Source organism: Nocardiopsis sp. NPDC006832 (genome assembly GCF_040635885.1).
In the GTDB taxonomy this organism is placed as follows: Bacteria; Actinomycetota; Actinomycetes; order Streptosporangiales; family Streptosporangiaceae; genus Nocardiopsis.
Genome location: NZ_JBEYLC010000073.1, coordinates 1 through 26,770 on the forward strand (window position 1 = coordinate 1; position 26,770 = coordinate 26,770).

At 68.6% G+C, this 26,770-nt stretch carries 27 protein-coding genes; 13 read left to right on the plus strand and 14 right to left on the minus strand.

All coding sequences use genetic code 11. From position 1 onward, the window contains the following. On the minus strand, nucleotides 1-1,298 hold a 1,298-nt coding region (locus ABZ717_RS24830; protein WP_358514538.1), incomplete at its 3' end, for a cbb3-type cytochrome c oxidase subunit I. Beyond that, on the minus strand, nucleotides 1,298-2,113 hold the full coding sequence (gene coxB / locus ABZ717_RS24835) for a cytochrome c oxidase subunit II (protein ID WP_358514582.1): 816 nt from the start codon (nucleotides 2,111-2,113) through the stop codon (nucleotides 1,298-1,300). The genes ABZ717_RS24830 and coxB, both read right to left, overlap by 1 nt. Before the next feature lie 536 nt (nucleotides 2,114-2,649). On the opposite strand from coxB, the gene ABZ717_RS24840 reads away from it, so the two are divergent. Beyond that, a complete protein-coding gene (locus ABZ717_RS24840) occupies nucleotides 2,650-2,901 on the plus strand; it encodes a sulfurtransferase TusA family protein (RefSeq protein ID WP_190318523.1) in 252 nt (83 codons plus the stop codon). Nucleotides 2,902-3,130: 229 nt separating this feature from the next. Here the strand turns inward: ABZ717_RS24840 and rpsD are convergent, their stop codons facing one another. From rpsD to ABZ717_RS24875, 7 genes are all read right to left on the minus strand, one after another. Continuing rightward, nucleotides 3,131-3,742, minus strand: a complete 612-nt coding sequence (gene rpsD / locus ABZ717_RS24845; protein WP_067606537.1) for a 30S ribosomal protein S4 — start codon at nucleotides 3,740-3,742, stop codon at nucleotides 3,131-3,133. 330 nt (nucleotides 3,743-4,072) lie between these two features. Next, nucleotides 4,073-5,044, minus strand: a complete 972-nt coding sequence (locus ABZ717_RS24850) for a carbohydrate kinase family protein (protein WP_358514541.1) — start codon at nucleotides 5,042-5,044, stop codon at nucleotides 4,073-4,075. A gap of 233 nt (nucleotides 5,045-5,277) precedes the next feature. After that, nucleotides 5,278-5,628: an iron-sulfur cluster assembly accessory protein gene (locus tag ABZ717_RS24855; protein ID WP_358514543.1), complete on the minus strand. Its 351-nt coding sequence runs from the start codon at nucleotides 5,626-5,628 to the stop codon at nucleotides 5,278-5,280. Between the two features lie 277 nt (nucleotides 5,629-5,905). Next, the gene (locus ABZ717_RS24860; protein ID WP_358514545.1) at nucleotides 5,906-6,511 is read right to left on the minus strand and encodes a hypothetical protein; all 606 of its coding nucleotides are present in this window, start codon (nucleotides 6,509-6,511) and stop codon (nucleotides 5,906-5,908) included. 49 nt (nucleotides 6,512-6,560) lie between these two features. Then, complete coding sequence (gene htpX, locus ABZ717_RS24865; RefSeq protein WP_358514547.1) at nucleotides 6,561-7,487, minus strand: zinc metalloprotease HtpX; 927 nt, start codon at nucleotides 7,485-7,487, stop codon at nucleotides 6,561-6,563. A gap of 284 nt (nucleotides 7,488-7,771) precedes the next feature. Next, nucleotides 7,772-8,050, minus strand: a complete 279-nt coding sequence (locus ABZ717_RS24870; protein ID WP_358514549.1) for a hypothetical protein — start codon at nucleotides 8,048-8,050, stop codon at nucleotides 7,772-7,774. Further along, entirely contained in the window at nucleotides 8,047-8,811 is a 765-nt protein-coding gene (locus tag ABZ717_RS24875; protein WP_358514551.1) for a PspA/IM30 family protein, read from the minus strand. The genes ABZ717_RS24870 and ABZ717_RS24875 overlap by 4 nt, the downstream gene beginning before the upstream one ends. Nucleotides 8,812-8,907: 96 nt before the next feature. Between ABZ717_RS24875 and ABZ717_RS24880 the strand changes: the two genes are divergently transcribed. Then, a complete protein-coding gene (locus ABZ717_RS24880) occupies nucleotides 8,908-9,579 on the plus strand; it encodes a DUF3043 domain-containing protein (protein WP_358514553.1) in 672 nt (223 codons plus the stop codon). A gap of 161 nt (nucleotides 9,580-9,740) precedes the next feature. Continuing rightward, nucleotides 9,741-10,745 (plus strand): aldo/keto reductase family protein, encoded by a 1,005-nt coding sequence (locus tag ABZ717_RS24885; RefSeq protein ID WP_358514555.1) that lies wholly within the window; start codon nucleotides 9,741-9,743, stop codon nucleotides 10,743-10,745. A gap of 72 nt (nucleotides 10,746-10,817) precedes the next feature. On the opposite strand, the gene ABZ717_RS24890 is transcribed toward ABZ717_RS24885, so the two are convergent. Further along, nucleotides 10,818-11,027 (minus strand): hypothetical protein, encoded by a 210-nt coding sequence (locus ABZ717_RS24890; RefSeq protein ID WP_358514557.1) that lies wholly within the window; start codon nucleotides 11,025-11,027, stop codon nucleotides 10,818-10,820. Nucleotides 11,028-11,234: 207 nt separating this feature from the next. Between ABZ717_RS24890 and ABZ717_RS24895 the strand changes: the two genes are divergently transcribed. The 10 genes from ABZ717_RS24895 to ABZ717_RS24940 all read left to right on the plus strand — a co-directional run bounded on the left by ABZ717_RS24895 (nucleotide 11,235) and on the right by ABZ717_RS24940 (nucleotide 22,910). Continuing rightward, the gene (locus ABZ717_RS24895) at nucleotides 11,235-12,227 is read left to right on the plus strand and encodes a bifunctional adenosylcobinamide kinase/adenosylcobinamide-phosphate guanylyltransferase (protein ID WP_358514559.1); all 993 of its coding nucleotides are present in this window, start codon (nucleotides 11,235-11,237) and stop codon (nucleotides 12,225-12,227) included. 44 nt (nucleotides 12,228-12,271) lie between these two features. Then, nucleotides 12,272-13,021 carry an adenosylcobinamide-GDP ribazoletransferase gene (locus tag ABZ717_RS24900; protein WP_358514584.1) on the plus strand — a complete coding sequence of 250 codons (750 nt, stop codon included), beginning with the start codon at nucleotides 12,272-12,274 and terminating at the stop codon, nucleotides 13,019-13,021. 272 nt (nucleotides 13,022-13,293) lie between these two features. Further along, a complete protein-coding gene (locus tag ABZ717_RS24905) occupies nucleotides 13,294-14,814 on the plus strand; it encodes a leucyl aminopeptidase (RefSeq protein ID WP_358514561.1) in 1,521 nt (506 codons plus the stop codon). A gap of 143 nt (nucleotides 14,815-14,957) precedes the next feature. Then, nucleotides 14,958-16,334 carry a dihydrolipoyl dehydrogenase gene (gene lpdA, locus ABZ717_RS24910; RefSeq protein WP_358514563.1) on the plus strand — a complete coding sequence of 459 codons (1,377 nt, stop codon included), beginning with the start codon at nucleotides 14,958-14,960 and terminating at the stop codon, nucleotides 16,332-16,334. A gap of 105 nt (nucleotides 16,335-16,439) precedes the next feature. Continuing rightward, nucleotides 16,440-18,188, plus strand: a complete 1,749-nt coding sequence (sucB, locus tag ABZ717_RS24915; RefSeq protein ID WP_358514565.1) for a 2-oxoglutarate dehydrogenase, E2 component, dihydrolipoamide succinyltransferase — start codon at nucleotides 16,440-16,442, stop codon at nucleotides 18,186-18,188. Between the two features lie 186 nt (nucleotides 18,189-18,374). Then, nucleotides 18,375-18,932, plus strand: coding sequence for an NAD(P)H-dependent oxidoreductase (locus ABZ717_RS24920; RefSeq protein WP_358514567.1), 558 nt, complete (start codon nucleotides 18,375-18,377; stop codon nucleotides 18,930-18,932). Nucleotides 18,933-19,286: 354 nt separating this feature from the next. Beyond that, a complete protein-coding gene (locus ABZ717_RS24925; protein ID WP_358514569.1) occupies nucleotides 19,287-20,219 on the plus strand; it encodes a TIGR01777 family oxidoreductase in 933 nt (310 codons plus the stop codon). 9 nt (nucleotides 20,220-20,228) lie between these two features. Then, complete coding sequence (lipB, locus tag ABZ717_RS24930) at nucleotides 20,229-20,933, plus strand: lipoyl(octanoyl) transferase LipB (protein WP_358514572.1); 705 nt, start codon at nucleotides 20,229-20,231, stop codon at nucleotides 20,931-20,933. Between the two features lie 97 nt (nucleotides 20,934-21,030). Next, nucleotides 21,031-21,984 (plus strand): lipoyl synthase, encoded by a 954-nt coding sequence (gene lipA / locus ABZ717_RS24935; protein ID WP_067606887.1) that lies wholly within the window; start codon nucleotides 21,031-21,033, stop codon nucleotides 21,982-21,984. 215 nt (nucleotides 21,985-22,199) lie between these two features. Then, nucleotides 22,200-22,910: a DUF4191 domain-containing protein gene (locus ABZ717_RS24940; RefSeq protein ID WP_358514574.1), complete on the plus strand. Its 711-nt coding sequence runs from the start codon at nucleotides 22,200-22,202 to the stop codon at nucleotides 22,908-22,910. Between the two features lie 84 nt (nucleotides 22,911-22,994). Here the strand turns inward: ABZ717_RS24940 and ABZ717_RS24945 are convergent, their stop codons facing one another. From ABZ717_RS24945 to ABZ717_RS24960, 4 genes are all read right to left on the minus strand, one after another. Next, on the minus strand, nucleotides 22,995-23,222 hold the full coding sequence (locus tag ABZ717_RS24945) for a helix-turn-helix transcriptional regulator (protein ID WP_358514576.1): 228 nt from the start codon (nucleotides 23,220-23,222) through the stop codon (nucleotides 22,995-22,997). Further along, on the minus strand, nucleotides 23,222-23,911 hold the full coding sequence (locus tag ABZ717_RS24950) for a DUF2975 domain-containing protein (RefSeq protein WP_358514578.1): 690 nt from the start codon (nucleotides 23,909-23,911) through the stop codon (nucleotides 23,222-23,224). The genes ABZ717_RS24945 and ABZ717_RS24950 overlap by 1 nt, the downstream gene beginning before the upstream one ends. A 99-nt stretch (nucleotides 23,912-24,010) precedes the next feature. Continuing rightward, the gene (locus ABZ717_RS24955; RefSeq protein ID WP_358514586.1) at nucleotides 24,011-25,381 is read right to left on the minus strand and encodes an LCP family protein; all 1,371 of its coding nucleotides are present in this window, start codon (nucleotides 25,379-25,381) and stop codon (nucleotides 24,011-24,013) included. Between the two features lie 225 nt (nucleotides 25,382-25,606). After that, the coding region (locus ABZ717_RS24960) for an LCP family protein (protein ID WP_358514580.1) at nucleotides 25,607-26,770 on the minus strand (1,164 nt) is incomplete at its 5' end.

Consider the following 26,770-nt stretch of genomic DNA (forward strand, 5'->3'; position numbering starts at 1 on the left):
CAGAAGTGGAACTTGCCGAGCTTCTCGTTGAGCATCTTGCCGGTGAACTTGGGCCACCAGAAGTAGAAGCCCGCGAACATCGCGAACACCACGGTGCCGAACACCACGTAGTGGAAGTGCGCCACCACGAAGTAAGAGTCGGTGACGTGGAAGTCCAGCGGCGGCGAGGCCAGGATGACGCCGGTGATACCACCGAAGAGGAAGGTCGCCAGGAAGCCGATCGTGAACAGCATCGGCGTCTCGAAGGAGAGCTGCCCCCGCCACATCGTGCCGATCCAGTTGAAGAACTTCACACCGGTCGGTACCGCGATGAGGAACGTCATGAACGAGAAGAACGGCAACAACACCGCGCCGGTCGGGAACATGTGGTGCGCCCACACGGTCACGGAGAGGCCGGCGATGGCGATGGTGGCCGCCACCAGGCTCTTGTAACCGAAGATCGGCTTGCGGCTGAACACCGGCAGGATCTCGGTCGCGATACCGAAGAACGGCAACGCGATGATGTACACCTCGGGGTGACCGAAGAACCAGAACAGGTGCTGCCACAGGATGGCGCCGCCGTGCGCCGGGTCGAACACGTGGGTACCGACCATGCGGTCGGCGCCCAGCGCGATCAGGGCTCCGGTCAGGACCGGGAAGGCGATGAGCACCAGGACGCTGGTCAGGACCACGTTCCAGGTGAAGATCGACATGCGGAACATCGTCATACCGGGTGCGCGCATGCACAGGGCGGTGGTGATGAAGTTGACCGCACCGAGGATGGTGGCCAGACCGGACACGGCCAGGCCCAGGATCCACAGGTCGCCGCCCAGTCCGGGAGAGCGCACCGCGTCCGACAGCGGGGTGTAGGCGAACCAACCGAAGCTGGCCGCGCCACCCGGGGTCAGGAACCCGCTGATCGCGATGAGGCTACCGAAGAGGAACAGGTAGTAGCCGAACAGGTTCATCCTCGGGAACGCCACGTCGGGCGAACCGATCTGAATCGGCATCATGACGTTCGCGAACCCGACGAACAGCGGGGTCGCGAACATCAGCAGCATGATCGTGCCATGCATGGTGAACAGCTGGTTGAACTGCTCGTTGGACATGAACTGCATGCCCGGCGAGAACAGCTCCAGACGCATCAGGACCGCCAGCACCCCGCCGAAGAGGAAGAAGGCGAAGGAGGTGATCAGGTACATGTACCCGATGATCTTGTGGTCGGTCGACGTCATCCAGTTGACGAGGAGCGACCCCTTGCGCGACGGTGCCTGACCATCGGTGCGAGGCTTGGTCGCCTCGGTTGCCGTCGTACTCATCACTCGTCATTCTCCTCGGTCGCCTCGGCGCCGGAGCCCTCGGCCCCGGTGCCCTCGGCCCCGGAACCCTCGGCCGAGTCGGTGGAATCCTCCACCAGACCCTCGGCGTCGGCCTCCTCGGAGGCCAGTTGTTCCTGTTCGGCGTCCCAGGCCTCGTACTCGTCCTGCGGCAGGACCTCGACGTTGAAGAGCATGCGGGTGTGGTCGACACCGCACAGCTCGGCGCAACGACCGACGTACGTGCCCTCGGTGCCCTCGGTCATGTCGACCTGGAACGCGTTGTCGCGTCCGGGGATGACGTCCATCTTGAAACCGAACGCCGGGATCCAGAAGGAGTGGATGACGTCGGGAGAGTGGAGGTCGAAGTGGACGACCGAGTTCTCGGGCAGGACGAGGGTGGGCTGAGTGGAGCGGTCGGCGGTGCCGTCCGGGTTGGGGATACCCACCTCGGAGTGGAGCACCTCCCCACCGTTCTCCTTGGTGTCGTCCATGTAGTTGAACTGCCAGGCCCATTGGAAGGCCACGACCTCAACATGCACGTCCGCGGGCTCTTCGGTCTCCATCAGGTACGCCTGGTCTCGGGCGGTGAAGAAGAAGAGCACCGAGATGACGACGATCGGCAACACGGTGTACAGCGCTTCGATGGGCATGTTGTACCGCACCTGCGGCGGCAACTGCTCAGAGCGCTTGCGGTGGAAGAGGATCGTCCAGATGAACAGTCCCCATACGAGAATGCCGACCGCGAAAGCGGTGACCCACGAGCCCTGCCAGAGCGCGAGAACACGCTCGGCCTGCTCGGTGATCGGTTCCGGCATGCCCAAACGAGTGAGCTCGTTCGACGCGCAGCCGGTCGCGGCCAGCCCCAACACGGCGAGCGCGGCGCCGCGTGGTGCCCATCGGCGCAGTGTCGAGCGCCGATTTTTTTGGCGGGTCGGACTCACGGATTGCCTTCCCAGCGGTGAAGCCCGCGGATCCTCCACGGGCGGCCTAAGTATCCAAAGCTTTTCAGGGGGAAACATTATCGCGAACCGGTCGAGGTGCCGCTCATGGGCTCACCTGGTCAGCGTGTTGTGCCAGGCGTGCCTCCCGGAACGCTCGTCCGTCTCGCGGAGCCGGGCCAGGTCGCCCGCGAGGGACTTCCTCCCGGCTGGCTACGAGGCGCGGCCCGGCGTATCCCCGGACCCTCGGCCGGGTTCCCGCACATCACCGCCGTGGGCGGGGGTGCGCGCGTTCTCGGCACGAGACTAAGGCGAGCGTATCGCTGGGTTTACGACACCCTTAACCGGGTGCGCCTTTTCGAGCGGCCCAGGTCAAGATAAGGACACAGGACGACGACCGACGAGGAGTGGACGTGCCCGAGCGACCGACCGAACAGCGACCCCTGGTCACCGTGGAGGCGGTGGGCCGCAAGTGCCCTGTTCCGATCATCATGTTGGCCGCCCGATTGCACGAAGTGCCCATCGGTGCGGTCATCGCGGTCACCGCGGACGATCCCGCCGCGAGCGCGGACATACCGTCCTGGTGCCGGATGAAGATGCACGAGTTCGTCGCGGAGCGGCCCTTGGCGCGGGGTAGCGCTTTTCACATCCGACGGATGTACTGACCGCCCGAAGACGCCCTCCGCACCGGAATGAGACCTTCGGTCCCGTTGCGATAACGATTGGCGCCGGCCGGTGTTCTCGGCACGGCGCGGAGCACCCGCCCGCCCCTCCCCCGAAGGTGAGGCGACGGGCGGGCACAACACGAAGGCCGCGCGGACCGGGGTCCGCGCGGCCTGTCCCGCGGACGGGGCCCGCCCCGTCAGGGGCCGATCCCATCGGTGCGGGAGGTGCCTAGCGAGCGTAGAACTCGACGACGAGCTGCTCGTCGAAGGGAACCGGGATCTGCTCACGCTTGGGGCGGTCGATGACCGCGACGCGCAGGTCCTTGTGGCTCACGGCCAGGTAACCGGCGATCTTGTCGTCGGCGTGGACGCCCTCGGCGGCCTCGACGAACGGGACCATGGAGCGGGACTTCTCCCGAACGCTGATGATCTGGCCCGGCTTGACCTGGTACGACGGGATGTCGACCTTCTTGCCGTCCACGGTGATGTGACCGTGGTTGACGAACTGACGCGCGGCGTAGATCGACGCGGCCAGACCCGAGCGCAGGACGACCGTGGCCAGACGCAGTTCGAGCTCGGTGAGCATCTCCTCACCGGTACGGGCGGCGCGCTTCTTGGCGTTCTCGTAGACGCGGAGCAGCTGCTTCTCGGTCAGGTCGTAGTACCAGCGCACCTTCTGCTTCTCCGCCATACGAACGGAGTAGTCAGAGCTGTTGCGACGAACACGACGGCCGTGCTCACCGGGCGGGTACGGACGCTTCTCGAAGTAGCTGACCGCCTTACGGGTCAGCGGAGTGCCGGCGCGCCGGGACAACCGCACCTTCGGTCCGGTGTAGCGCATGCATAGTCCTTTCAGGATGAATCAGGGAATCCCAGGTAAGGCTGGCCTAGAACTGGGAGGCGCCGGAGGCGCCCGAGCCCCGTGCCCGCGAATGCGAGGCGAACGGAAGGCGGGTTCCCCACCGCCGCGCGCGACCCCGCGCGAACGGCTTGGGCGAATGAACCGGTACGCGTTTCAGCGCACCGGGGCGGCACAGGTGCACCTGTGCGGGTCGCGACCATCCACTTTACGGGGTCCGGGGCACCACCCCGACCAGAACCGTGGTTCTCGTGGTCGTGGGCGGTGCCCGGCTCCCGGATTCCGGGCCGAAGCGCCAACGAAGCCCCGGAACTACAGGTGCGGCTTGACCTCGGTGGCGGCGTCCGTGCCGTAGGAGCGCTCGATCCGCTCCAGCAGGCTCTCGGGGGTGAGGGTGTACTCCTGCGGACCGTCGGCCTCAAGGCAGTGCACGGCGGTGGCGTTGCCGACCTGGGCGGCGCGTTCCAGGGACAGGCCCCGGGAATGCGCGGCCAGGAACCCGGCACGGAAGGAGTCACCCATGCCGGTGGGGTCGACCAGTTCGTTCACGGCCGCCGCCCCGACGTGGATGCTCTCCTCGCCCCGGCGGTCGATCCGAGCACCCTTGGCGCCCAGGGTCGTGACGCGGGTACCGACCTCGTTGAGGATCTCCTCGTCGGACCAGCCGGTCTTCTGCTCGGCCAGGGCCTTCTCGTACTCGTTGGAGAACAGCAGGTCGGCGCCCTTGATGAGGGTGCGCACCTCAGGACCCTCCATCCGAGCGAGCTGCTGGGAGGGGTCGGCGGCGAAGGGGATGCCGCGGGTACGGCACTCCTCGCTGTGGCGGACCATCGCGGCCGGGTCGTCCGCGCCGATCAGGACGAGGTCGAGTCCGCCGAGCCGGTCGGAGATCGGCTGGATCTCGATGTTGCGGGCCTCGGCCATGGCGCCGGCGTAGAACGAGGCGATCTGGTTCTGGTCACGGTCGGTGGTGCACACGAAGCGCGCGGTGTGGCGCAGTTCGGAGATGAGCACGGAGGAGGTGTCGACTCCGTGGCGGTCCAACCAGGAGCGGTACTCCTCGAAGTCCTGTCCGGCCGCGCCGACCAGGACGGGGTTCAGGCCGAAGGCGCCCAGACCGAAGCAGATGTTGGCCGCGACGCCACCGCGGCGCACGTCCAGCTCGTCGATCAGGAAGGACAGGGACAACTGCTGGATCTGCTCGGGGATGATCTGCTCGGCGAACCGACCCTCGAAGGACATCAAGTGGTCGGTGGCGATGGATCCGGCAACCGCGATACGCACGGGAGGTGGGCTCCTTGGTGGGAAGAGGGATCGGCGCTCGGGGCGAGCCGGCCGAGCCGCCACGGGCACGCGCCCGTTCGGACCTGCCAAGGGTACCCATTACGCGGGCCGAATAGCCTTCCCGACCCGAAAAACGGAAAGGGAGGATGGACGCGGACGCGCGTCCATCCTCCCCATCGACCCGGTTCCGAACCACGGGGGTGACCGAACACCCCCGAGCGAAGCGGCGGCGCTTAGTTGAACGAGTCGCCGCAGGCGCAGGATCCGGTGGCCATCGGGTTGTCGATGGTGAAGCCCTGCTTCTCGATCGTGTCGACGAAGTCGATGGTCGCCCCGGTGAGGTAGGCAGCGCTCTTGCGGTCGGTGACGACCGCGACCCCGCTGAAGTCCGTGATGATGTCACCGTCGAGGTCGCGCTCGTCGAAGTAGAGCTGGTAGCGCAGCCCCGAGCAACCACCGGGCTGCACACCCACGCGAAGGCGCAGGTCGTCGCGGCCCTCCTGGTCGAGCAGGGACCGGACCTTGCCGGCCGCCTCGTCGGTGAGGATGACTCCCTGCGCGGTGTCCTCGGTCTGAACCGTCATGTCGTAAAGCTCCTCTGAAAAGGGGTTGCGGCCGCCTGGCGACCCCGGTCGCTCACGAGGCAGGCCCCGAGGGTCCTGTCCTCTTCAACGGGTCCCAACACCGGGGACCGATGAGGCATTCCACCGTTCGGCCGCTGTGTTCGCCCTGTCACCGCCAGGCCCCACGGTGTACGTGTGACCTGGGCGACGTACGGGCCTGCCCGTATCCACCAGGGTAATCCGGGCCGCGCCCCAATGCCATCTTCCGAAGGTCACTCCGGGCCGTTCCGGGTGGGCGTCAAAGTCCCGGCGCGCCGTAGACGGGGAACCAGCGGGACCGGTCCTTCTCCATCGGCAGGTCGTCGCCGATCGCCGCCTCCACCTGAAGCTCCAAGGCGTTGTCCCGGCGTTTGCCGCCCGCGGGCGCGAAGGGATAGAAGGTGCCCCGCTTGTACAGGTACACCAGGCCGACCGAGCGGCCGGAACCGTCGGTGAAGCCCACCAACGAGCAGAGCAGCGAGGGACCGTACCCGTTGACCTCCAGGGTGGAGTTGACCGCGTGCAGGTCGGTGACCAGGCCGCTGATGTCGGTGTCGGCGAGTGCGTCACCGCTCGCCTCCTCCGAGGTCGAGGCGCCGCGCACCACCAGCCACGTGTAGCCGTAGTCGTCGGTGGTCTGCTCCACCGGCGGACCTTCGTCGGCGTCCAGCAGTGCGGTGACGTCGCGTTCGACGTCGGCGAAGGCGGCGCCCTCCGCGGCCCGGAAGGCCACCGAACCGCTGCCGGTGGGCGCCAGGCCCACCCCGGCCCGCAGGGTCAGCGCCGCGGTGGGCAGACCGAAGAGCGCGTCGAGATCGGGTTCGGCCGGCTTCGACCGTCCCAGCAGTGCGCGCCAGAAGCTCATGAGGGTCCTCTCTGTGTCCCGGTCCCGGTTCCCCGGACCCGCCCCCGTCTCAGGCTCCGCGGCCGAGTTGGCGGGAGATGTCGGAGAGCTGGGCCAGTCGCTGTTCGACCGGCGGGTGGGTGGCGATCAGCTGACTCATGCTGAATCCCTTCTTCGCGAAGGCCGGGGCGAAGAAGAAGGCGTTGAACGGCTCGACCTGACGCAGGTCCCGGGTGGGGATGGCCGCCATGTCGCCGGTGATCTTGGACAGCGCGCTGCCCAGCATCGAGGGGCGGCCGGTGAGGTAGGCCGCGGCACGGTCGGCGGACAGTTCGCGGTAGCGGGACAGGGCGCGGGTGAGCAGGAAGCTCAGGGCCCAGGCGATGGCGCTGACCAGCACCACGAGCAGGGCGATGACGGCGGGCGCGGGACCGTTGTTGTTGCTCCGGCCGCCGCTGGCCCCGGCGAACATGGCGAAGCGCAGTCCGGCCTGGGTGAGGAACCCGGCGACGATGCCCAGGAACCCGGCGATGGTCATGACCATGACGTCGCGGTGCGCGATGTGGGAGAGCTCGTGGGCGATGACCGCCTCCAGCTCGGGGCCGTCGAGGCGGCGCGTCAACCCGGTGGTCACGCAGATGACCGCGGACTTCTCGCTGTGGCCGGTGGCGAAGGCGTTGGGCACGTCGGTGTCGGCGATACCGACCTTGGGCTTGGACATGTCGGCCATGGCGCACAACCGGTCGACCAGGGCGTGCAGGTCGGGGGCCTGTTCGGGGGTGACCTCCTTGGCTCCCATGGAGAACATGGCGATCTTGTCGGCGGAGAAGTAGGAGAACAGCGCGAACGCGCCGACCAGGATCAACACCAGCCAGATGTTGAGTCCGGCCAGTACCAGCCCCACGATGAACGCCACGTAGACCAGGATCAGGAGGAACATGGTCGTGACCATCCGGGCCGTCAGCCCACGGTCCGGACGGAACTTCGAACCAGCCACGGCTTTCCCCTCCACGATGTTTGTTCCGGAGTGTAGTTCGGCCAGGTGAGAAAAGGGTTAAAGCGGAATTGTCGCGTGTTCGTCGTCCCGGTGTCACCGAGAAACACCACGGCCGCCGTGACGGGTCACGGCGGCCGTGGTCGAAGAACACGCGCGAAGGCACTGGGCGCGGGCCGGGCCGGAAGGGAACCGATCCTGATCCGCGTCGTCGGCACGGGACCCACCCGGACGGTGGTGGTGAATCCCATGAGGACACATGTCCGCGTCCGTTGTCCGGGGATGGGCTATCCGGGGATGAGCCCGTCGTCCTGCAGCATCTTGCGGACCTCGTCCATGCTCGCGTCGGCGTGCGGCAGGATGAACTGCGAGGGCTCCAGGGAGTCCGCCGGCAGGGGCCTGCTGTCCTCCCGCACCTTCGTCAGGAGGTCGTTCAGGGCCTTGCGGAACTTCTCCTCGTCGCCCGACTCGATCGCGGTCTCCAGAGCGGCGTCGAAGGAGTTGAGTACGTCGAGGTCGGCGTCGGTGAGGTCCACCTGACCCTCACCCATGATGCGGACGATCACTGGCCCTCCCGGCTACCGTTACCACCCTCGATCTGCTGCGGAGCGGAACCACCGCTGCCGCCGCCCAGTTCGAGCTTCATCCGCTCAAGCTCGGCGTCGACGCCGCTGGTGCTGGCCATGCGGTCCAGCTCGCTCTGGATGTCGTCACGCGGACCGGTGCCCGTGACGTCGTCGAGGGCGCCGGAGGCCAGCAGCTCGTCGACCGCGCCGGCACGGGCCTGCATCTCGGCGGTCTTGTCCTCCGCCCGCTGCACGGCCATGCCCACGTCGCCCATCTCCTCGGAGATGCCCGAGAACGCCTCACTGATCTGCGTCTGGGCCTGGGCGGCGGTGTAGGTCGCCTTGATGGTCTCCTTGCGCGTGCGGAAGGCGTCGACCTTCGCCTGCAGGCGCTGGGCGGCCATCGTGAGCTTTTGCTCCTCGCCCTGGAGGTTGGCGTGCTGCTCGCGCAGGCCCTCGATCTGACCGGTCAGACCGGAGCGTCGGGTGAGGGCTTCGCGGGCGAGGTCCTCGCGTCCCTGGCCCAGCGCCGCCTTGCCCTGGTTCTGCAGCTTGTCGGACTGTTGTTCGAGCTGCTGGATCTGGAGCTCGACGCGCTTACGGGAGGTCGCGACGTCGGCGACGCCTCGGCGCACCTTCTGCAGGAGCTCGAGTTGTTTCTGGTACGAGTAGTCGAGGGTTTCCCTTGGGTCCTCGACGGAGTCCAAGGCCTTGTTGGCCTTCGACTTGAAGATCATCGAAAGTCGCTGAAACACGCTCATCGGCGTGGCCGTCCCCTTCTCGCTGCGTACATCGGCAGTTCCCAGCGGGCGCTTTGCCCAACCCTACGCGGTCTGGCCCGCGGTCGCCATAAAGCTATGACCGGCTACCCTGAGGGTGTGTTCCGACGTCGCTCCGCTTCCGCAGCCACGGATTCGGCCTCAGCCGAATCCGCCAGCCCTGAGGCCTCTGAGGCCACCCAACCTAAGGGATATACCCCCAAGAAGGGTGTGCCCACCCCCAAGCGCAGGGAATCCGAACCGGTCCCGCGCCGGCCGGTGAAGGCCCCCGAGACACGGAAGGAGGCCTACCGCGCCTACCGGGACCGTCTGGATCGCCAACGCTCCAAAGGCGTCACACGTTCCGTTCCCGGCGCACCGAAGGGTGAGGACACCCGGCACTACCGGCCCCAGGACCTGAGCCCGGCCCGTGCCTACGCGCGTGACTTCATCGACGCACGCCGTAGCGCCAGTGAGTTCTTCCTGCCGTTCTCGATCCTGATCATCCTGCTGCTCTTCGTGAACAATCCCGCATTCCAAGTGGGTGTCGCGTACGTGATCTGGCCGCTGATGATGGTCACCATCATCGCCGAGGGCATCTTCGTGGGCCGCACCGTGAAGAAGCGCGCCACTCAGTACTTCCCCGACGACGACCTGCTTCGCGGCATCGGCATGTACGCCGCCATGCGCCAGCTGCAGTTCCGTCGGCTGCGTCTGCCCAAGCCCCGGCTCAAGGTCGGCGAGGACCCCACCCCGAAGAGCGCACGCTGAGCGCCCACCCCATCCCCGTCATCCCGAAGACCCGAGGACCGGTGCGCGCACCGGTCCTCCTTCCTTCGCCCGACCCCTCACCGCGACGGTTCCCGGGAGCGCTCCCCGGAGCCGTGGGGCCGGTTGTGGTCATCCCAGGGCCGCACCACTAGAGTTCTGGCATGGAATTTCGGCATTTGGGCAACAGCGGTCTCATCATCAGCGAGATCGCGTACGGGAACTGGATCACCCACGGTTCCCAGGTCGAGGAGGACACCGCGACCTCCTGTGTCCGGGCCGCGCTCGACGCGGGCATCACCACCTTCGACACCGCCGATGGCTACGCGCAGGGCAAGGCCGAAGAGGTACTCGGACGCGCTCTGAAGGGCGAGCGTCGCGACGGGCTGGAGATCTTCTCCAAGCTCTACTGGCCCATGGGCGAGGGCAAGAACGACAGGGGCCTGTCCCGCAAGCACATCATCCGTGGCTGCGAGGACTCCCTGCGGCGGCTGGGAACCGACTACCTGGACCTGTACCAGGCGCACCGGTTCGACTACACCACCCCGCTCGAAGAGACGATGCGGGCCTTCGAGGACCTGGTCCGTCAGGGCAAGGCCCTCTACATCGGTGTCTCCGAGTGGCGCGCCGAGGAGATCGAGCGGGCGCTGAAGATCGCCGACGAGATGGGCTTCGACCGGATCGTCTCCAACCAGCCGCAGTACAACATGCTCTGGCGGGTCATCGAGTCCGAGATCGTGCCGCTGTCCGAGCGTGAGGGCGTCGGCCAGATCGTGTGGTCTCCGATCGCCGGTGGCATCCTGACCGGCAAGTACAAGCCCGGCCGGGAATTGCCCGCCGGTTCCCGCGCGGCCGACCCCAAGAGCGAGAAGTTCCTCGCGGACAAGGTCGCCGACCAGGAGATGTTGGAACGGGTGCAGGAGCTGGAGCCGTTGGCCGCCGAGGCCGGGCTGTCCCTGTCGCAGCTGGCCGTGGCCTGGGTCCTACAGAACCGGAACGTGTCCGCCGCGATCATCGGCGCCTCCCGCCCCGAGCAGGTGGAGAGCAACGTCAAGGCGGCCGGTGTGAAGCTCGACGCCGCGCTCATGGCCCGCATCGACGAGGTCCTGGGTGACAGCGTCCGGAGCGACCCCGCGCTCACCAAGAGCCCGGAGAACATCCGCGGCTAGCCAAGGGTGCGCGAGCCGAACACGAAGGGGTCCGATCGCCGACGCGATCGGGCCCCTCGCTGTTGCGTCGGGTCAGTCCTCGTCGCCGGTGAGGGGCATCGTGTAGACCTCGCGGTCCTCCTCCAGCAGGGCGACGGTGCCCACACCCTCCTCCGCCAACTCGGACCAGTTCTCGCCCAGCCAACTCTCGGCGTCGCCACGCGAGGTGAACGTCTCCGCGGGTACGTCCGCCGCCTCCACCGGTGCACCGTCAGCCCCGTGGTATCGCCACGTCCACGTCATGTCCGACCGCCCTTCGTCGCCGCTGCCACGGTGGTCGTCACCGCGATCCTGCGCCGAGCTTAACCAAGGCCCGGCCCGAAATGCGGTTTACTTTCCCAGGTGCGTATCCGATTTCTGGGGACAGCGGGCCCCGCGGGCTGGCCCGCACCTCAATGCACCTGTGCATCCTGCAACAAGGCTCGTTCGGACCGTCGACTTCCGCTGAGGGTGACCGTCGACGACCGGTTCCGTATTCGTGAGTCGGGGACCGTCGGCCCGGTGCCGCCCGACTACACGGTCACGCCCACCCCCGAGGGGATCCGGGTGGAGGCGCCCGACGGCGGCCGGCTGCTGTACGCCCGTTCCGGCCCGGGGACACGACCCGGCGGGCCGCCCGCCGAGGAACTTCCGGACGGCGCGTCGGCCTACACCTCGGCCTCCGAGAACCAGGTGGACATGGTCATCGTCGACGCCGCGCAGCGCCCGGAGGTGATCGGTGAGCTGCGCCGCTCGGGTGTGATCGGGGTGACCACCGCGGTGGTGGCGGTCGGCGGCGACCACCGGATCCGTTCGCCCCGCGAGTTCGCCCGTCGAGCCCGGTTGTGGGGTGCGCTGGCGCCCACCGACGGCACGACGATGACGTGCCCGCCCTCGGTGTGGCCCGAGTCCCGACCGCGCGGCCCGCACCGGACCCTGGTCACCGGCGGCGCCCGATCGGGCAAGTCGACCGAGGCCGAACTCCGGCTGCTGGCCGAACCGAAGGTCGTGTACGCCGCCACCGGCCCGGCCCCCGACGCCGCGAGCGACCCCGAATGGGCGGAACGGATCGCCCTGCACATCAGTCGTCGCCCCTGGTGGTGGCGGACCGAGCAGACCATCGAACTGGCCGACCTGCTGCGCGAACGGCGGGGCGCGGTGTTGATCGACTGCCTGGGGACCTGGCTGACGGCGGTGATGGACCGGAGCGGCCTGTGGGAGGAGGAACCTCCCCCGGACGCCGAGGCCCACGTGGACGCGGCCATCGAGGAATTGTTGGCCGCCTGGCGCTCCACCCGGGCGTACGTGGTGGCGGTGACCAACGAGGTCGGTTCGGGGGTGGTTCCGGCGACCCGCGCCGGGCGACTCTTCCGGGACCGGCTGGGACTGCTCAACCAATGGGTCGGCGCCGAGTCCGAGGAGGTCGTCCTGGCCACGGCCGGTCGCGTGGTGGAGCTTCGGTGAGCCGTACGGGCGACGGCGACGGCGACACGGTGGCGGGGCTGCGCATGGCGGTGGGCACCTTCACCGTGTGGCCGGTGCGCGTGGAGCGGGTGGATCGCGCGGTGGCCGGTCGGGCGATGCTGTGGGCCCCCGTCCTGGGCGCCCTGCTGGGCGCGGCGATCGGGGCCGTGGCCGGCTTCGGTACGTGGCTGGGGTGGTCCGCTCCGCTGGCCGCGCTCCTGGCGGTGGGCGCCGGAGCCCTGTTCACCCGTGGGCTGCACTTGGACGGTCTGGCCGACCTGGCCGACGGGCTGGGCAGTGGTCGGCCCGCCGCGGACGCCCTGGAGGTGATGCGACGCTCCGACATCGGACCCTTCGGTGTGCTGACCCTGTTGGTGGCGGTCGGTGCGCAGTCGCTGGCCCTGGCGGAGCTGACGGAGGTCTCCTTCTGGGCGGCGGTGGTGGGCGCGACGACGGCCGGGGCCGCGGGGCGGCTGGCGGCGACGCTCGCGTGCCTGCGCCGGGTACCCTCGGCCCGCCCGGACGGGTTGGGCGCGTTCGTCGCGGGCACGGTCGGTGTTCCGACGGCGATGTCGATCGCCGCGGGTGTGCTCGCGCTGTGCGCCCTCGGACTGGTCCACTCCCCCGGGTTCGCGCTCGCCTGCGCGGCCGGCGTCGTGCTGGGGGTCGTCGTGGCCGGCGGGATGTTGTGGCACGCGGTACGTCGGTTGGGCGGGATCACCGGGGACGTTCTGGGGGCCTTGGTGGAGATCGCCGTGACGACGGCGCTGCTGGTGACGGCCGCCTGCGCCTGATCGAAACCCCCGCGAGGGAACCGGTGTAGCCATGATCACATTTATTCACACGGAGTTTCGGCGAGACTTCGCGGGGGCGACCAACCGCGGCGCCGCCGATCCCGTGCGACACCCCCGGAAAGTGACCAAAGGCGCCCACATCGCGCGGGAGGGATCCGACCCACCGGGGGGACGGCTCGCGACGCGCCAAGCCGCGGAACGCCGTGTCAGGGCCGCGGCGAAGCGGGGCGCCGCGTCGCCGCCGGGGCCACGAGAGGACTAGCATCAGGGACGTGAGCACGACGTTGTCAGTAAACACGGAGTCCCCCAGTTCGCTCGACGCCGACGCGGTTGTCGTCGGTTATCACTCCGGAGGCGACGCTCCGGAGCCCGCGTCGGGCGCTCATTCCGTCGACGCCGCCTTCTCCGGCGGCCTCGGCACGACCCTGTCGCTCCTGGGAGCGAGCGGCGCCCCTGAGGAGGTGCACACTCTTGCCTCCCTCGGAGCCGTCAAGGCCCCGGTCGTCGTCGCGGTCGGTCTCGGCCCGGCGCCCACCGACGGTCCCGTCGACTCCGACGTGCTTTCCCGCGCGGCCGGTGCCGCGCTGCGTACGCTGAGCTCGCGTCCCGAGGGCGCGGGCCGTGTCGTGTTGGCCCTGCCCGCGACCACCACCGATCAGGTCGGTGCCGTGGCCCTGGGTGCCCGACTCGGCGCCTACGCCTTCGACCGTTACCGCACCACCGAGGCCGCGCAGAGGAAGGCGACCAAGAACGCCGAGGCCACGCTGACCCTGGTCAGTGAGGCCTCCGGTGCCGAGGACGCCGTCGAGCGCGCCGCCGTCCTGGCCGAAGCCGTCTCCTACACCCGTGACCTCGTCAACACCGCCCCGGCCGACCTGGTCCCCGAGGACCTGGCCATCGCGGCGCAGGAGATCGCCCAGCAGGCGGACCTGGAGATCGAGGTCCTCGACGAGCAGGCCCTGTCCGAGGGCGGCTACGGCGGCATCACCGGCGTCGGTCAGGGTTCGTCGAACGCGCCCCGCCTGGTGCGTCTGGCCTACAGCCACCCGGAGGCCACCAAGAAGGTCGCCTTCGTCGGCAAGGGCATCACGTTCGACTCCGGCGGTCTGTCCCTCAAGCCCGCGGGCTCGATGGACTGGATGAAGTCGGACATGAGCGGCGCCGCCTCCGTGCTGGCCGCCATGCGGGCCATCTCCACCCTGGGCCTGAAGGTCAACGCCGTCGGCTACCTGGCCGTGGCCGAGAACATGCCCAGTGGCACCGCCCAGCGCCCCTCGGACGTGCTGAGCATCTACGGCGGCAAGACCGTCGAGGTCCTCAACACCGACGCCGAGGGCCGTCTGGTCATGGCCGACGCCCTGGTCCGCGCCCAGGAGGACGGGCCGGACCTGGTCGTGGACATCGCCACCCTCACGGGCGCGCAGCTCGTCGCCCTGGGCACCCGCGTCTTCGCGGTCATGTCCAACGACGACGCCGTCCGTGACGAGGTCGTCGCGGCCGCGACCGCCGAGGGCGAGGCCTCCTGGCCGATGCCGCTCCCGGCCGAGCTGCGCGCCGGTCTCAACTCCGCGGTCGCCGACATCGCCAACGTGGCGGGCGAGCGCTGGGGCGGGATGCTCTCCGCGGGCATCTTCCTCAAGGAGTTCATCGAGGAGGGCAACAAGTGGGCCCACCTCGACGTCGCCGGACCCTCCTTCAACCAGGGCGGTCCGCACGGATACACCCCCAAGGGCGGCACGGGTGCGGGTACCCGCACCCTCGTCCGCATCGCCGAGGACTACGCGAGCAAGTAGTCGGTCGGGGCGGCGCTCGACGACAACGAGCCCGAGCGCCGTCCCGAAACGGCACCCCACGGTCCCTCGACGGCGGACCACTTCGGCCCCGAACGGCCGTGGGGACCCACCACCATCAGCCACTGAACTAGGAGTTCGTTCCCGTGAGTGAGAGCGGCGGTACCTTCGACCTTGTCGTCCTTGGCGGCGGCAGCGGCGGCTACGCGGCGGCGCTTCGCGCCGCCGAGCTGGACATGAACGTCGTCCTGATCGAGAAAGACAAGCTCGGCGGCACCTGCCTGCACCGCGGCTGCATCCCCACCAAGGCCCTGCTGCACTCGGCCGAGGTCGCCGACTCCGCCAAGGAGAGCGAGACCTTCGGTGTCAAGGCGTCCTTCGAGGGCATCGACATCGAGGCCGTGCACCAGTACAAGGACAAGGTGATCAACGGCCTGTACAAGGGCCTGAGCGGCCTGATCAAGGCCCGCAAGATCACCGTCGTCGAGGGTGAGGGCAAGCTCACCGGCAAGGACGAGGTCACCGTCGACGGCAAGGTCTACAAGGGGAAGAACGTCCTCTTGGCGACCGGTTCCAAGCCCAAGACCCTCGGGCTGGAGATCGACGGCGAGAAGGTCATGACCAGTGACCAGGCCATGGAGCTGAACCGCGTCCCCGAGTCCGTCATCGTCCTGGGCGGCGGCGTGATCGGTGTGGAGTTCGCCAGCGTGTGGCGTTCCTACGGCGCCGACGTCACCATCGTCGAGGCCCTCAAGCACCTGGTCCCCGTCGAGGAGGAGTCCAGCTCCAAGCTTTTGGAACGGGCCTTCCGCAAGCGCAAGATCAAGTCCGAGCTCGGCAAGCCGTTCGAGTCGGTCAAGACCACCGACTCCGGCGTGGTCGTCACCCTTGAGGGTGGCAAGACCCTGGAGGCCGAGGTCCTGCTGGTGGCCATCGGTCGCGGCCCGGTCTCCGAGGGTCTGGGCTACGAGGAGCAGGGCGTCACCCTGGACCGCGGCTTCGTCCAGGTCGACGAGAACCTGCACACCGGTGTGGGCGATGTCTACGCGGTCGGCGACCTGATCCCGACCCTGCAGCTCGCGCACGTGGGCTTCGCCGAGGGCATCTTCGTCGCCGAGCACATCGCCGGGCAGAACCCGCCGGCGATCGACTACGACGGTGTTCCCCGTGTCACGTACTGTGAGCCCGAGGTCGCGTCCGTCGGTCTGACCACCGAGGTGGCCAAGGAGCGCGGTCACGACGTCGTCGAGATGAACTACAACCTGGCGGGCAACGGCAAGAGCCAGATCCTGCAGACCCAGGGCGCGGTCAAGGTCATCGCCGAGAAGGACGGGCCCGTGCTGGGAGTCCACATGGTGGGCAGCCGTGTCGGCGAGCTGATCGCCGAGGGGCAGCTGATCTACAACTGGGAGGCCCTGCCCTCCGAGGTGGCCCAGCTGATCCACCCGCACCCGAGCCAGTCCGAGGCACTGGGCGAGGCGCACCTCGCACTGGCCGGCAAGCCGCTGCACGTCCACGACTGATCGTTTCGCCAGGGGGCGGGCCTCCCCGGAGGCCCGCCCCCGACCACATCCGCGCTGCCCATCAAGGCCTGGGCAGGTACCGCGTCCAGATCCAACGAGGAACCCATGCCGACTTCCGTTTCCATGCCCGCCCTGGGTGAGAGCGTCACCGAGGGGACCGTCACCCAGTGGTTGAAGAACGTGGGCGACACCGTCGAGGTGGACGAGCCGCTCCTTGAGGTCTCCACCGACAAGGTGGACACCGAGATCCCGTCCCCGGTCTCCGGGGTGCTCACCAAGATCCTCGTCGAGGAGGACGACACCGTCGAGATCGGCGCGGAGATCGCGATCATCGGTGGCGAGGGCGAGTCCGCCGACGCCCCGGCCGAGCCCGCCGCCGAAGAGCCCGCGCAGGCGGCCGAGCCGGAGCCCGCCCCGCCCGCCGAGGAGCCCGCCGCCGAGTCCGCTCCCGAGCCCGAGCCCACCCCCGCGCCCGCGTCCGCGTCCGGTGGCGACGAGGGCACCGGTACCCCGGTGAACATGCCCGCCCTGGGTGAGAGCGTCACCGAGGGGACCGTCACCCAGTGGCTCAAGAGCGTGGGCGACACCGTCGAGGTGGACGAGCCGCTCCTTGAGGTCTCCACCGACAAGGTGGACACCGAGATCCCGTCCCCGGTCTCCGGGGTGCTCACCAAGATCCTCGTCGAGGAGGACGACACCGTCGAGATCGGCGCCCAGATCGCCCTCATCGGTGGTTCCGGTGCCGCTGCCACGGAGGAGCCGGCCGCTCCCGCCGCCCCGGCCGAGCCCGAGCCCGAGCCGAAGCCCGCGAGCGCCCCCGCCCCGTCCACGCCCGCTCCCGCCGCACAGGAGCAGGACTCCACGGACGGCCCCTCGGTGGACATCGAGACGCTCAGCGGAACGGGTCGCGCCTCCGGCACCGACGCCGTGACCGAGGCCTACGTGACGCCGCTGGTGCGCAAGCTGGCCTCCGAGCACCGTGTCGACCTGAGCCGTGTCTCCGGTACCGGTGTGGGCGGTCGTGTCCGTAAGCAGGACGTGCTCAAGGCCGCGGAGGAGCAGAAGGCCGCCGCGTCGGCGCCCGCCGCGTCGACCCCGGCCAAGAAGGCCTCCTCGGACACCTCGCTGCGCGGCCGCACTGAGAAGCTGAGCCGTCTGCGCAAGTCGATCGCGGACCGCATGGTCGAGTCGCTGCGCATCTCCGCCACGACGACCCAGGTCATCGAGGTCGACGTCAGCAAGGTGGCGCGTCTGAGCGAGCAGGTCGGCGCGGACTTCGCCAAGCGCGAGGGCGTCGAGCTGAACTTCTTCCCGTTCTTCGCCGCCGCCACGGTGGAGGCCCTCAAGGCCCACCCGAAGGTCAACGCGGTGATCAACGCCGCCGACCAGACGGTGACCTACCACGACGTGGAGAACCTCGCCGTCTCGGTGGACACCGAGCGGGGCCTGCTCGCCCCGGTGGTCAAGAACGCCGGCGAGCTCGGCCTCGGTGACCTGGCCCGTAGCCTGACCGACCTGACCGAGCGCGCCCACACCGGCAAGCTCGGCCCGGACGAGCTGGGCGGCGGCACGTTCTCGATCTCCGAGACCGGCCACACCGGCGCACTGTTCGGCACGCCGATCATCAACCAGCCGCAGGTCGCCATCCTGGAGACCGGCACCGTCGTCAAGCGTCCCGTCGTCGTCGAGGACGAGGCCGTGGGCGGCGAGGTCATCGCGGTCCGTTCGATGGTCTACCTGTCGATGGCCCACGACCACCGTCTGATCGACAGCGCCGACGCCGGCCACTTCCTGCAGACGGTCAAGGAACGCCTGGAGGAGGGCGCCTTCGAGAGCGAGCTGGGTCTGGCCTGACCCTTTCTCGCAGCGCCTGGAACGGCCCGGGGCCGGCACCGCGTACGGTGCCGGCCCCGGGCCGTTCCCGTGCCGGGAGCGCCCTCATGGTGAGCATGGTGTCACCTTCCATGGCCTTGACCTCAAGCTAACTTGAGCTCGTACGCTGGGGGCGTATGTCCCTTCGCGCCCAGGAAAAGGACCCACATGCACCAGGAGAACCTTCGAGTGGCCATCCTCCTCGGAGGCGGTCGCCGGGGACGCACGGGGCCGGTCATCGCGGCCTGGTTCCTCGACCTCGTGGCGGCCCGCCCCGGTGTGGATGTCGACGTCTTGGACGTGGGCGATCACTGGGCCGACGACCAGGGTCCCGAAGCCACCGGGTTCTCCCGCGCGATCGACGCCGCCGACGCCTTCGTGGTGGTGACCCCCGAGTACAACCACGGCTATCCCGGTCCGCTCAAGAGCGCCATCGACTCGGCCCGCAAGGAGTGGTTCGCCAAGCCGGTCGCCTTCGTCTCCTACGGAGGGATGTCGGGCGGCCTGCGCGCCGTGGAGCAGCTGCGCGGGGTCTTCAGTGAACTGCACATGACGTCGGTGCGCACCTCGGTGAGCCTGCACAACGCCCAAGGTCTGTTCGTGGCCGGCACCGGGGGCGAGGAGCTGCGCGGCGCGGAGGCCGCGGTGGACGAGATGCTCGACCAGTTGGCCTGGTGGGGCGAGTCCCTGCGCCACGCCAGACGCGACCGCCCCTACCCCGGCTGACGATCCCCGCCTTCGGCACCGCGGCGTCTCCCGCCGCCCGTTCCCGACTCGGTCGGCACCCGCCCCCAGGGGTCGCCGAGAGAACATGGAAGCGGGGCGGCGCCGTTTCCGGCACCGCCCCGCCTTTCTACCCCACCAATCACCATCCCCTGATGATCCCCATCATCAAAGGTCTGTGCGCGGGCTCTCGCCCGCCTGGACGATCCGAGGATCGCCCAGGGTATCTCCGCGCTGACGCGGAGTTCCCTGTCCCACGACTCAACCTAGAAGACCCGGGGACCCCGCGCAGGGCTTTCGCCGAAAAAGGTCGAGAAAACTTCGAGTGGTCTCCTACCAGCGGGTAAACCCCTGGGCATGAGAGTGGCGATCACGGGTGCGACCGGGATGGTCGGTCGCGCGCTGACCGCCTCCCTGCTGGCGGACGGACACACGGTGGTGGCCCTGGTCCGGCGTCCTCCGCGACGGAGCGAGACGCCCGGTTTGGAGGAGGCCGAGTGGCGCGCCCAACTGGGGCGGGTGGACTCCGTGGCCCTGGCCGGGACCGAGGCCGTCGTCCACTTGGCCGGTGAACCGTTCGGCCCCGGGTTGTGGACCCGACGTCGACGCCGTCTCATCCGTCGTAGCCGGGTGGAGGGCACCCTGGGCCTGTGTCGGGCCGTGGCCGGGATGCGGCACCCGCCCACGCGCCTGCTGAGCGCCTCGGGCGCCCACTTCTATGGTGCGACCGGCGACGCCGTGGCCACCGAGGACGGTCCCGCCGGCGAGGGCTTCCTCGCCGAATTGTGTCGGGGCTGGGAGGAGGCCACGCTTCCCGCGCGGGAGGCCGGAATGTCGGTGGCCCATCTGCGCAGCGGGGTGGTCCTGGCCCGGGAGGGCGGCATACTCCGCTCCCTGTTGCCGCTGTACCGCGTGGGCCTCGGCGGTCGGCTGGGGTCGGGCACCCAGTACCTGACGTGGATCTCGCTGATCGACCAGATCGGCGCCATCCGGTTCCTGTTGGAGCGGCCGGACGTGACCGGCCCGGTGAACCTGTGCGCGCCCGAACCGGTGAGCAACGCCGACTTCACCCGGGCGCTCGCCAGGGCCTTGGGGCGCCCCGCCGTCGTGCCCCTCTCCCCGCCCGCGGTCCGCTTGGCCCTGGGCGGCTTCACCGAGGAGAGCGCGCTCGTCGATCTGAGGGCCCGACCCGAACGCCTGGAGAGGGCCGGCTATTCCTTCCTTCTGCCCGACATCGACAGTGCGCTTTCCGACATCCTGCCCCGACCCTCCCCTTCCGTCGGGGCGTAAGGTGGGGGTGTGAGTGATCTCGTTTACGCATGGCTGGGCGACACTCCCGTCCCGTACCACCAGGGTTGGGATCTGCAGAAGCGACTCCACCAGAGCCGCGTCGCCGACGAGCTGCCCGACACCGTCCTGTTCCTCGAACACGAACCCGTCTACACCGCGGGCAAACGCACCGGGAGGTGGGATCGTCCCATCACCGACCCCGGCGCACCCGTCGTGGACATCGATCGAGGCGGCAAGATCACCTGGCACGGCCCCGGACAGCTCACGGTGTACCCCATCGTCAAGCTGGATCAACCCATCGATGTGATCGCCTACGTCCGCATGCTGGAGGAATCCGTCATCCGCACCATCGCGGAGTACGGCCTCACCGGTAAGCGCGTGAAGGATCGCAGCGGAGTGTGGTTGGACGCCGATCCCGAGCGCGGCCTCATCGAACGCAAGGTCTCCGCGATCGGTTGTCGGATCGCCCGCGGGGTCGGGATGCACGGACTCGCCCTCAACTGCGAGAATGACATGTCGTGGTTCGACCGGATCGTCCCCTGCGGGATCTCCGACGCGGGGGTCACCTCGCTCACCAACGAACTGGGGCGCGCCGTCACCGTCGCCGACGTGCGACCGCGCCTCGAACGGCATCTGGCCGACGTGCTCGGCGCGGCGGGATTCAGCCACACCGACGGCGCCGAACTGCTCACCGACGCCACCGCCCGAGCATGACAGTCCACACCAAGAGCCAGTCCCCACCGGGACGTGCCGCCCCCACAAGGGGCGCGAGGGTCCCCGTCACAGGGGTACAGAAGGGAACGGGTTCGCGTTGACCATCGCTCCTGAGGGCCGCAAGCTGCTGCGCGTGGAGGCGCGCAACAGCGAGACCCCCATCGAGAGAAAGCCGCCGTGGATCAAGATCAAGGCGCACATGGGGCCCGAGTACACCGAGCTCCAGTCCCTGGTCAAGGGCGAGGGCCTGCACACCGTCTGTCAGGAGGCGGGATGCCCCAACATCTACGAGTGCTGGGAGGACCGGGAGGCCACGTTCCTCATCGGTGGTGACCAGTGCACCCGCCGCTGCGACTTCTGCCAGATCGCCACCGGCAAGCCCACCGCCCTGGACAAGATGGAACCGACCAAGGTCGCCACCTCAGTCCAGAAGATGGAGCTGCGCTACGCCACCGTCACCGGTGTGGCCCGTGACGACCTGGAGGACGGCGGCGCCTGGCTGTACGCCGAGACGGTCCGCAAGATCCACGAGCTCAACCCCGACACCGGCGTCGAGCTGCTCATCCCGGACTTCAACGCCGACCCCGACCAGCTGGCCGAGGTGTTCGGTTCGCGTCCGGAGGTGCTGGCCCACAACGTGGAGACGGTGCCGCGGATTTTCAAGCGCATCCGCCCGGGCTTCCGCTACCAGCGCTCTTTGGACGTCATCACCATGGCCCGCGAGGACGGCCTGGTCACCAAGTCGAACCTGATCCTGGGCATGGGCGAGACCCGTGAGGAGATCAGCGAGGCCATGCGCGACCTGCACGAGGCCGGCTGTGACCTGCTCACCATCACCCAGTACCTGCGTCCCTCCAAGCTGCACCACCCGATCGACCGTTGGGTGAAGCCGCAGGAGTTCGTGGAGCTGGGCAAGGAGGCCGAGGAGATCGGTTTCGCCGGTGTCATGTCCGGTCCGCTGGTGCGTTCGTCCTACCGCGCGGGCACCCTGTACAAGCAGGCGCGCGAGAAGCGTGAGGCCCAGGCCGCGGCGGCCACGAACAACGCATAACGAACGTTTCGTCACAGTCGTGACCAACCTGGAACGGTGGCCCGCGGGCCACCGTTCCGCATGTGGGTGCTCGGACGCATATCCTGGTGGTTCCGAGGCGCCCTGTTCGTGGCGCCGACAAGGCGCCGCACCGAAGGTCGACCGCGTAGAGGAGGCAAGGCAGCAGAGGGACCCTTCCCCACCGAGTCACTCGGTGTGCGCTGCCTGAAAGAACCATGGCGAAGAAGTCCGACACCACGTCCGCCGGTAAGGGTGGCGAGAAGCAGCCGGGCCGGTTGAAGCAGATCGGCATGGTCGCCAAGGTCGTCCACCAGCAGAGCCCGCGCACGATCCCGCTCGCGATCACCGTCGCGCTCGTGATCTTCGCCGTCTTCATCGGTATCGGCATCTGGACCGGTTCCTGGATCATCTGGCCGCTGACCGGTCTGCCGATCGCCTTCTTGGTCGGGTTCATCATGTTCACCCGATCCGCCCAGAAGGTGCAGTACAAGATGCTCGACGGCCGGCTGGGCGCCGGTATGGCGATCCTGGAGAACATGCGCGGCAACTGGGTGGTCGAGCCCGGTGTGGCCGCGAACAAGCAGATGGACGTCGTCCATCGCGTGGTGGGCCGCCCCGGCGTGGTCCTGGTCGGCGAGGGCGACCCGGGTCGCCTGCGCGGCCTCATCGCCGGTGAGAAGAAGCGGGTGTCGCGCGTGGCCAACGACACGCCCATCTACGACTTCAAGGTCGGCAACGGCGAGGACCAGGTGCCCGTCTCCAAGCTGCAGCGGGCTTTGGTGAAGCTGCCCCGTAACCTGGACAAGTCCGGCACCGCCGAGCTGAACTACCGCCTCAAGGCGCTTCCGGCCGCGATGCAGATGCCCAAGGGCCCCATGCCCAAGGGCGCCAAGATGCCGAAGGGCATGCGCGGCAAGATGGGCTGATCGGGGCCGCCTCCACCCCGTCGACGGGCCTTCCACGGGGCCGCCGCACCGACCGGTGCGGCGGCCCCGTTCACGTGGGCGGACTCAAGGGTCCGGTTCGTGGCCGATGAGATCCCCGGGCTGACAGTCCAGTTCCCGGCACAGGGCGGCCAGGGTGGAGAAGCGGATCGCCTTGGCCCGCCCGTTCTTGAGCACGGACAGGTTGACCACGGTGACGCCGACCCGCTCGGAGAGTTCGGTGAGGGTCATTCCGCGCCGGGCGAGGAGCTTGTCCAGGTGGATCCGGATGCCGGTGGCCTCTTCCGGTGGCATCAGACGAGACCGTCGACGTCGTCGCGCATACGCGCGCCCCGACGGAACACCTCGGCGAGCGCGGCCAGCGTCAGACCTGTCAGTAGTCCGACCAGCGGGGCCGACCCCAGGGTGATCTCGAAGGCCACGAGCACCATCCCCTCGGTAGGCACCACCCCGTCCTGGAGGAAGAGCCCGGCCAGGCCCCGCACGACGGGGACCAGGATCGACGCGACGATGACGGTGAACGCGATGGTGTGGACGCGTCGCACGTTGGCCGGGACGAAGGGATCGCCCTTCTCCTGGCTGCGGACCACCCGCAGCACCAGGTAGAGCACCACCAGGGCCGCGGCTTGGACGAGCAGGGTGGGCAGCACCAGCATGAGGCGCTCCGTGACACTCGGGTCCTCGAAGACGAGCGTCATCGTGGACTCGGCGGCGATAGTGACGTCGTCTACCGACAGTTCGACGTCGGGAACCGTGCCCGGGGCGTCGATCGGCTGGTGCACGGTGACCCGGTCGGTCTGTCCGAAACCGCCCACGGAGAGGCCGGTGGTGATCCACAGCAGTGAGAGCGCCATGGTCGCGCACACCAGGATCATGCCGAGGACCAGGACGAACCGCATGGCCACGGAGTCGGTACGACTCCACCGCAGACGGGATCGACGGGTCGATGCTTCGAGGGACACGATCGCCTCCTTATCGTTCATCGATATTAACGATAAACGATAAACCGTGGAAACGAAAGCGGGCCCGCACCCGGCGAAGACGGATACGGGCCCTTCGTGCGAAGAGAAGCAGGTGCCGGATCAGTCGCAGCTGACCTTGTCCTCCGCGGCGCTGGTACCCCCCAGGTCCTCGACGCTGGAACCGCCGCCGGAACCACCGCCCGCACCGGCGATGCCCTCCCAGCCGCCGCTCATGACCAACTCCAGGTCCTCCCCCAGGGAAGGCTCCTCCACGATCTCCGCGCCGCCTTGGACGGCCTCGGCCAGGACCTCGGCGTGTTCGGCCCTGTCGGGCCCGTGGTAGACGGTGGTGGCCTCCGGGACCCGCAGTTCGGGGTTGGTCGTGTCGGTGACCGTGAACCCCTCCTCGACCAACAGGGGTTCGACCTGACTTCCCAGACCGTCGACCCCGGTGTTGTTGAGCAACAGCAGGGACACGTCGGAGGGTTCCACGGCGACCGAGTCGTCCCCGGATTCCTCGGAGCCCTCCTCCTCGACGAGCTCGCCTGCGGCCACGGAGGTGAACAGGTCCTGCGCGGCGGTCTCCTGGAACTGCACCTTGTTGGGGTCGACCGGGTAGTCCTCGACGGGCGCGGTGACCATGTTCATCCGGCCCAGGTCGACCTCGCGCATGGCGATGGCCAGCTCGGTCATCTTGTCGACGGTGAACTCACTGTCGGTGGTGAGACTGTCGGTGACCGAGTCCAGGAAGGAGATCAGGTTGTTGGGTTTGGCCAGGATGTCCCCGGAGGTGACCTCGCGCAGGATGGCACCCATCATGCGCTGCTGGTTCTCGATGCGCCCCAGGTCGCTGCCGTTGGCCGCGCTGTCCCGGGAGCGGGCCAGGCCGAGTGCCTGTTCCCCGTTGAGCCTCTGCTCCCCCGCGTCCAGCTCGATGTGCGCCTTGGGGTCGTCCACGGGCTCGGGAACGCACATCTTGATGCCACCGATGGAGTCGACGATGTGCTCGAACCCGGCGAAGTCCACCAGGACCATGTGGTCGAGGTGGATCCCGGTGATGGTCTCCACCGTGTTGCCCTGGCAGTCCATCCCGCCGTAGGTCATGGCGTGGTTGAGCTGGTCGACGCCGCCCGACCAGCCCGCACCCTCCCCCTCCGTCGCCTCGCACGGGGGGATCTCGACCATCGTGTCACGCGGGAGGTTGACCATCGTCACCCCGCCCTTGTCCACGTCGATGCTGACGACGACCAGGACGTCGGGGCGGATGCCGTTGAGCTCGTTGTACTCGGCGTTGTCCCCCGCGCGCTCGTCGGTGCCCAGCAGCAGGATGTTGTGCAGTCCCTCGACCTGGGCGGGACGGTCACCCCAGCCGTCGGGGTCCACGTCCGCGGTGTCGATACCGAAGATTCCCTGGTAACCGGTGTAGACGACCAGACTCGCGGCGATGAGCACACCGGTCGCGACGCACGCCGCCCATTTCCCAAGGGTCATCTTGCCTGCGACGGCGGCCTTGGACACGTTTCTTGGGGCCAAGAGGGCACCTGCGATCCGATCTGGGGCACGAGAGAGGTGGGAGTGTCCGGGAGGGGATCCGCCACGGGAGGGACCGCGGTGGTGTACTCGGACGTAACCCCCCGGATGCTACCGGAACGGTATCCCTGTGTCAGACCCCGGCCGTCGGTCCGGCCACCGGGCGCGGTGGCCGGACCGCTCACCTCAGCAAGCGCTCTCCTCGGCCTCTTCGGCGGTGACTCCGCCGAGATCGTCGGTAATGGACAGGTCGGTCTCGGCGGAGGAGCTCCCGGAGAAACCGTTCCAGTCGGACCCGGCCACCACTTCGAGGGTCTGCTCCAGCCCCTCGGCCTCCTCGGTCACGGCGTTCTCCAGGGAACCGGCGAGCAACTCGGCCGCCGCCTCCTCGCCCGGACCGTGGTAGACCGTGGTGGCCTCGGGGGCGCGCAGTTCGGGGTTACCGGTACCGGTGACCACGTAACCCTCCTGGACCAGGACGGCCTGGATCTCCAGGGCGAGCCCGTCGATGCCGGTGTTGTTGACCACCTGGACCGTGACGTCGGCGGGATCGACCGACTCCGTCCCCTCCTCGTCGTCCTTGTTGTCGGAGGTGTCGTCGTCCTCGCCCGCCAGGTCCACACCCGCGTTGATCGCCTCGAACAGCTCCGAGGCCTGGGGCTGGCTCATCATGATGCGGTTCTCGTCGTCGGGATGCGCCCCGTTGGGGACGGTGACGAACTGGACCCGGTTCAGGTCGACCTCGCGCATGGAGATGGCCAGGTCGGTCATGATGTCGACCGTGAGGTCGTCGTCGGTACTGATGGAGTCGGTGACGGCGCCGAGGAAGTTGGTGATGGTGACCGGGTTGGTCATGACATCGCTGCTGAGGACCTCGCGGAGCATGGCGCCCATGAACTCCTGTTGCCGGTCGATCCGCGACAGGTCGCTGCCGTCCCCTTGGGCGTAGCGGGAACGCACGAAGCCCAGGGAGTCTTCGCCATCGAGTGTCTGGAGTCCGGCGTCCAGTTGTAGGTGGGCCTTGGGGTCGTCGACGGCCTCGGGGATGCACATCTGTACCCCGCCCAGGGCGTCCACCATGTCCTTGAACCCGGTGAAGTCCATCATGACGAAGTGGTCCAGGTGCACACCGGTCACCTGTTCCACGGCCTTCCACTGGCAGCCCACCCCGCCGAAGGTCATCGCGGAGTTGACCATGCCCTGGTGGGCGCCCATGCCCTCGTAGCCCTCCACGGCCTCACAGCCGGGCAGGTCCACCATGAGGTCGCGGGGCAGGTTGACCAGGGTGGCGGCGCCGTTGTCCACGTTGACGCTGGCGATGAGCATGGTGTCGGGGCGCTCGCCCTCGGC

Excerpts from the sequence above, each read along its gene's own strand:
- ABZ717_RS24950 (WP_358514578.1), bottom strand. The coding sequence starts at position 23,911 with ATGAACGATAAGGAGGCGATCGTGTCCCTCGAAGCATCGACCCGTCGA.
- ABZ717_RS24890 (WP_358514557.1), bottom strand. The coding sequence starts at position 11,027 with ATGACGTGGACGTGGCGATACCACGGGGCTGACGGTGCACCGGTGGAG.
- ABZ717_RS24885 (WP_358514555.1), top strand. The coding sequence starts at position 9,741 with ATGGAATTTCGGCATTTGGGCAACAGCGGTCTCATCATCAGCGAGATC.
- ABZ717_RS24860 (WP_358514545.1), bottom strand. The coding sequence starts at position 6,511 with ATGAGCTTCTGGCGCGCACTGCTGGGACGGTCGAAGCCGGCCGAACCC.
- sucB (WP_358514565.1), top strand. The coding sequence starts at position 16,440 with ATGCCGACTTCCGTTTCCATGCCCGCCCTGGGTGAGAGCGTCACCGAG.
- ABZ717_RS24920 (WP_358514567.1), top strand. The coding sequence starts at position 18,375 with ATGCACCAGGAGAACCTTCGAGTGGCCATCCTCCTCGGAGGCGGTCGC.
- ABZ717_RS24940 (WP_358514574.1), top strand. The coding sequence starts at position 22,200 with ATGGCGAAGAAGTCCGACACCACGTCCGCCGGTAAGGGTGGCGAGAAG.
- coxB (WP_358514582.1), bottom strand. The coding sequence starts at position 2,113 with ATGCCGGAACCGATCACCGAGCAGGCCGAGCGTGTTCTCGCGCTCTGG.
- ABZ717_RS24955 (WP_358514586.1), bottom strand. The coding sequence starts at position 25,381 with ATGACCCTTGGGAAATGGGCGGCGTGCGTCGCGACCGGTGTGCTCATC.
- ABZ717_RS24945 (WP_358514576.1), bottom strand. The coding sequence starts at position 23,222 with ATGCCACCGGAAGAGGCCACCGGCATCCGGATCCACCTGGACAAGCTC.
- ABZ717_RS24900 (WP_358514584.1), top strand. The coding sequence starts at position 12,272 with ATGGCGGTGGGCACCTTCACCGTGTGGCCGGTGCGCGTGGAGCGGGTG.
- ABZ717_RS24875 (WP_358514551.1), bottom strand. The coding sequence starts at position 8,811 with ATGAGCGTGTTTCAGCGACTTTCGATGATCTTCAAGTCGAAGGCCAAC.
- ABZ717_RS24855 (WP_358514543.1), bottom strand. The coding sequence starts at position 5,628 with ATGACGGTTCAGACCGAGGACACCGCGCAGGGAGTCATCCTCACCGAC.
- rpsD (WP_067606537.1), bottom strand. The coding sequence starts at position 3,742 with ATGCGCTACACCGGACCGAAGGTGCGGTTGTCCCGGCGCGCCGGCACT.
- ABZ717_RS24925 (WP_358514569.1), top strand. The coding sequence starts at position 19,287 with ATGAGAGTGGCGATCACGGGTGCGACCGGGATGGTCGGTCGCGCGCTG.
- ABZ717_RS24880 (WP_358514553.1), top strand. The coding sequence starts at position 8,908 with ATGACCGGCTACCCTGAGGGTGTGTTCCGACGTCGCTCCGCTTCCGCA.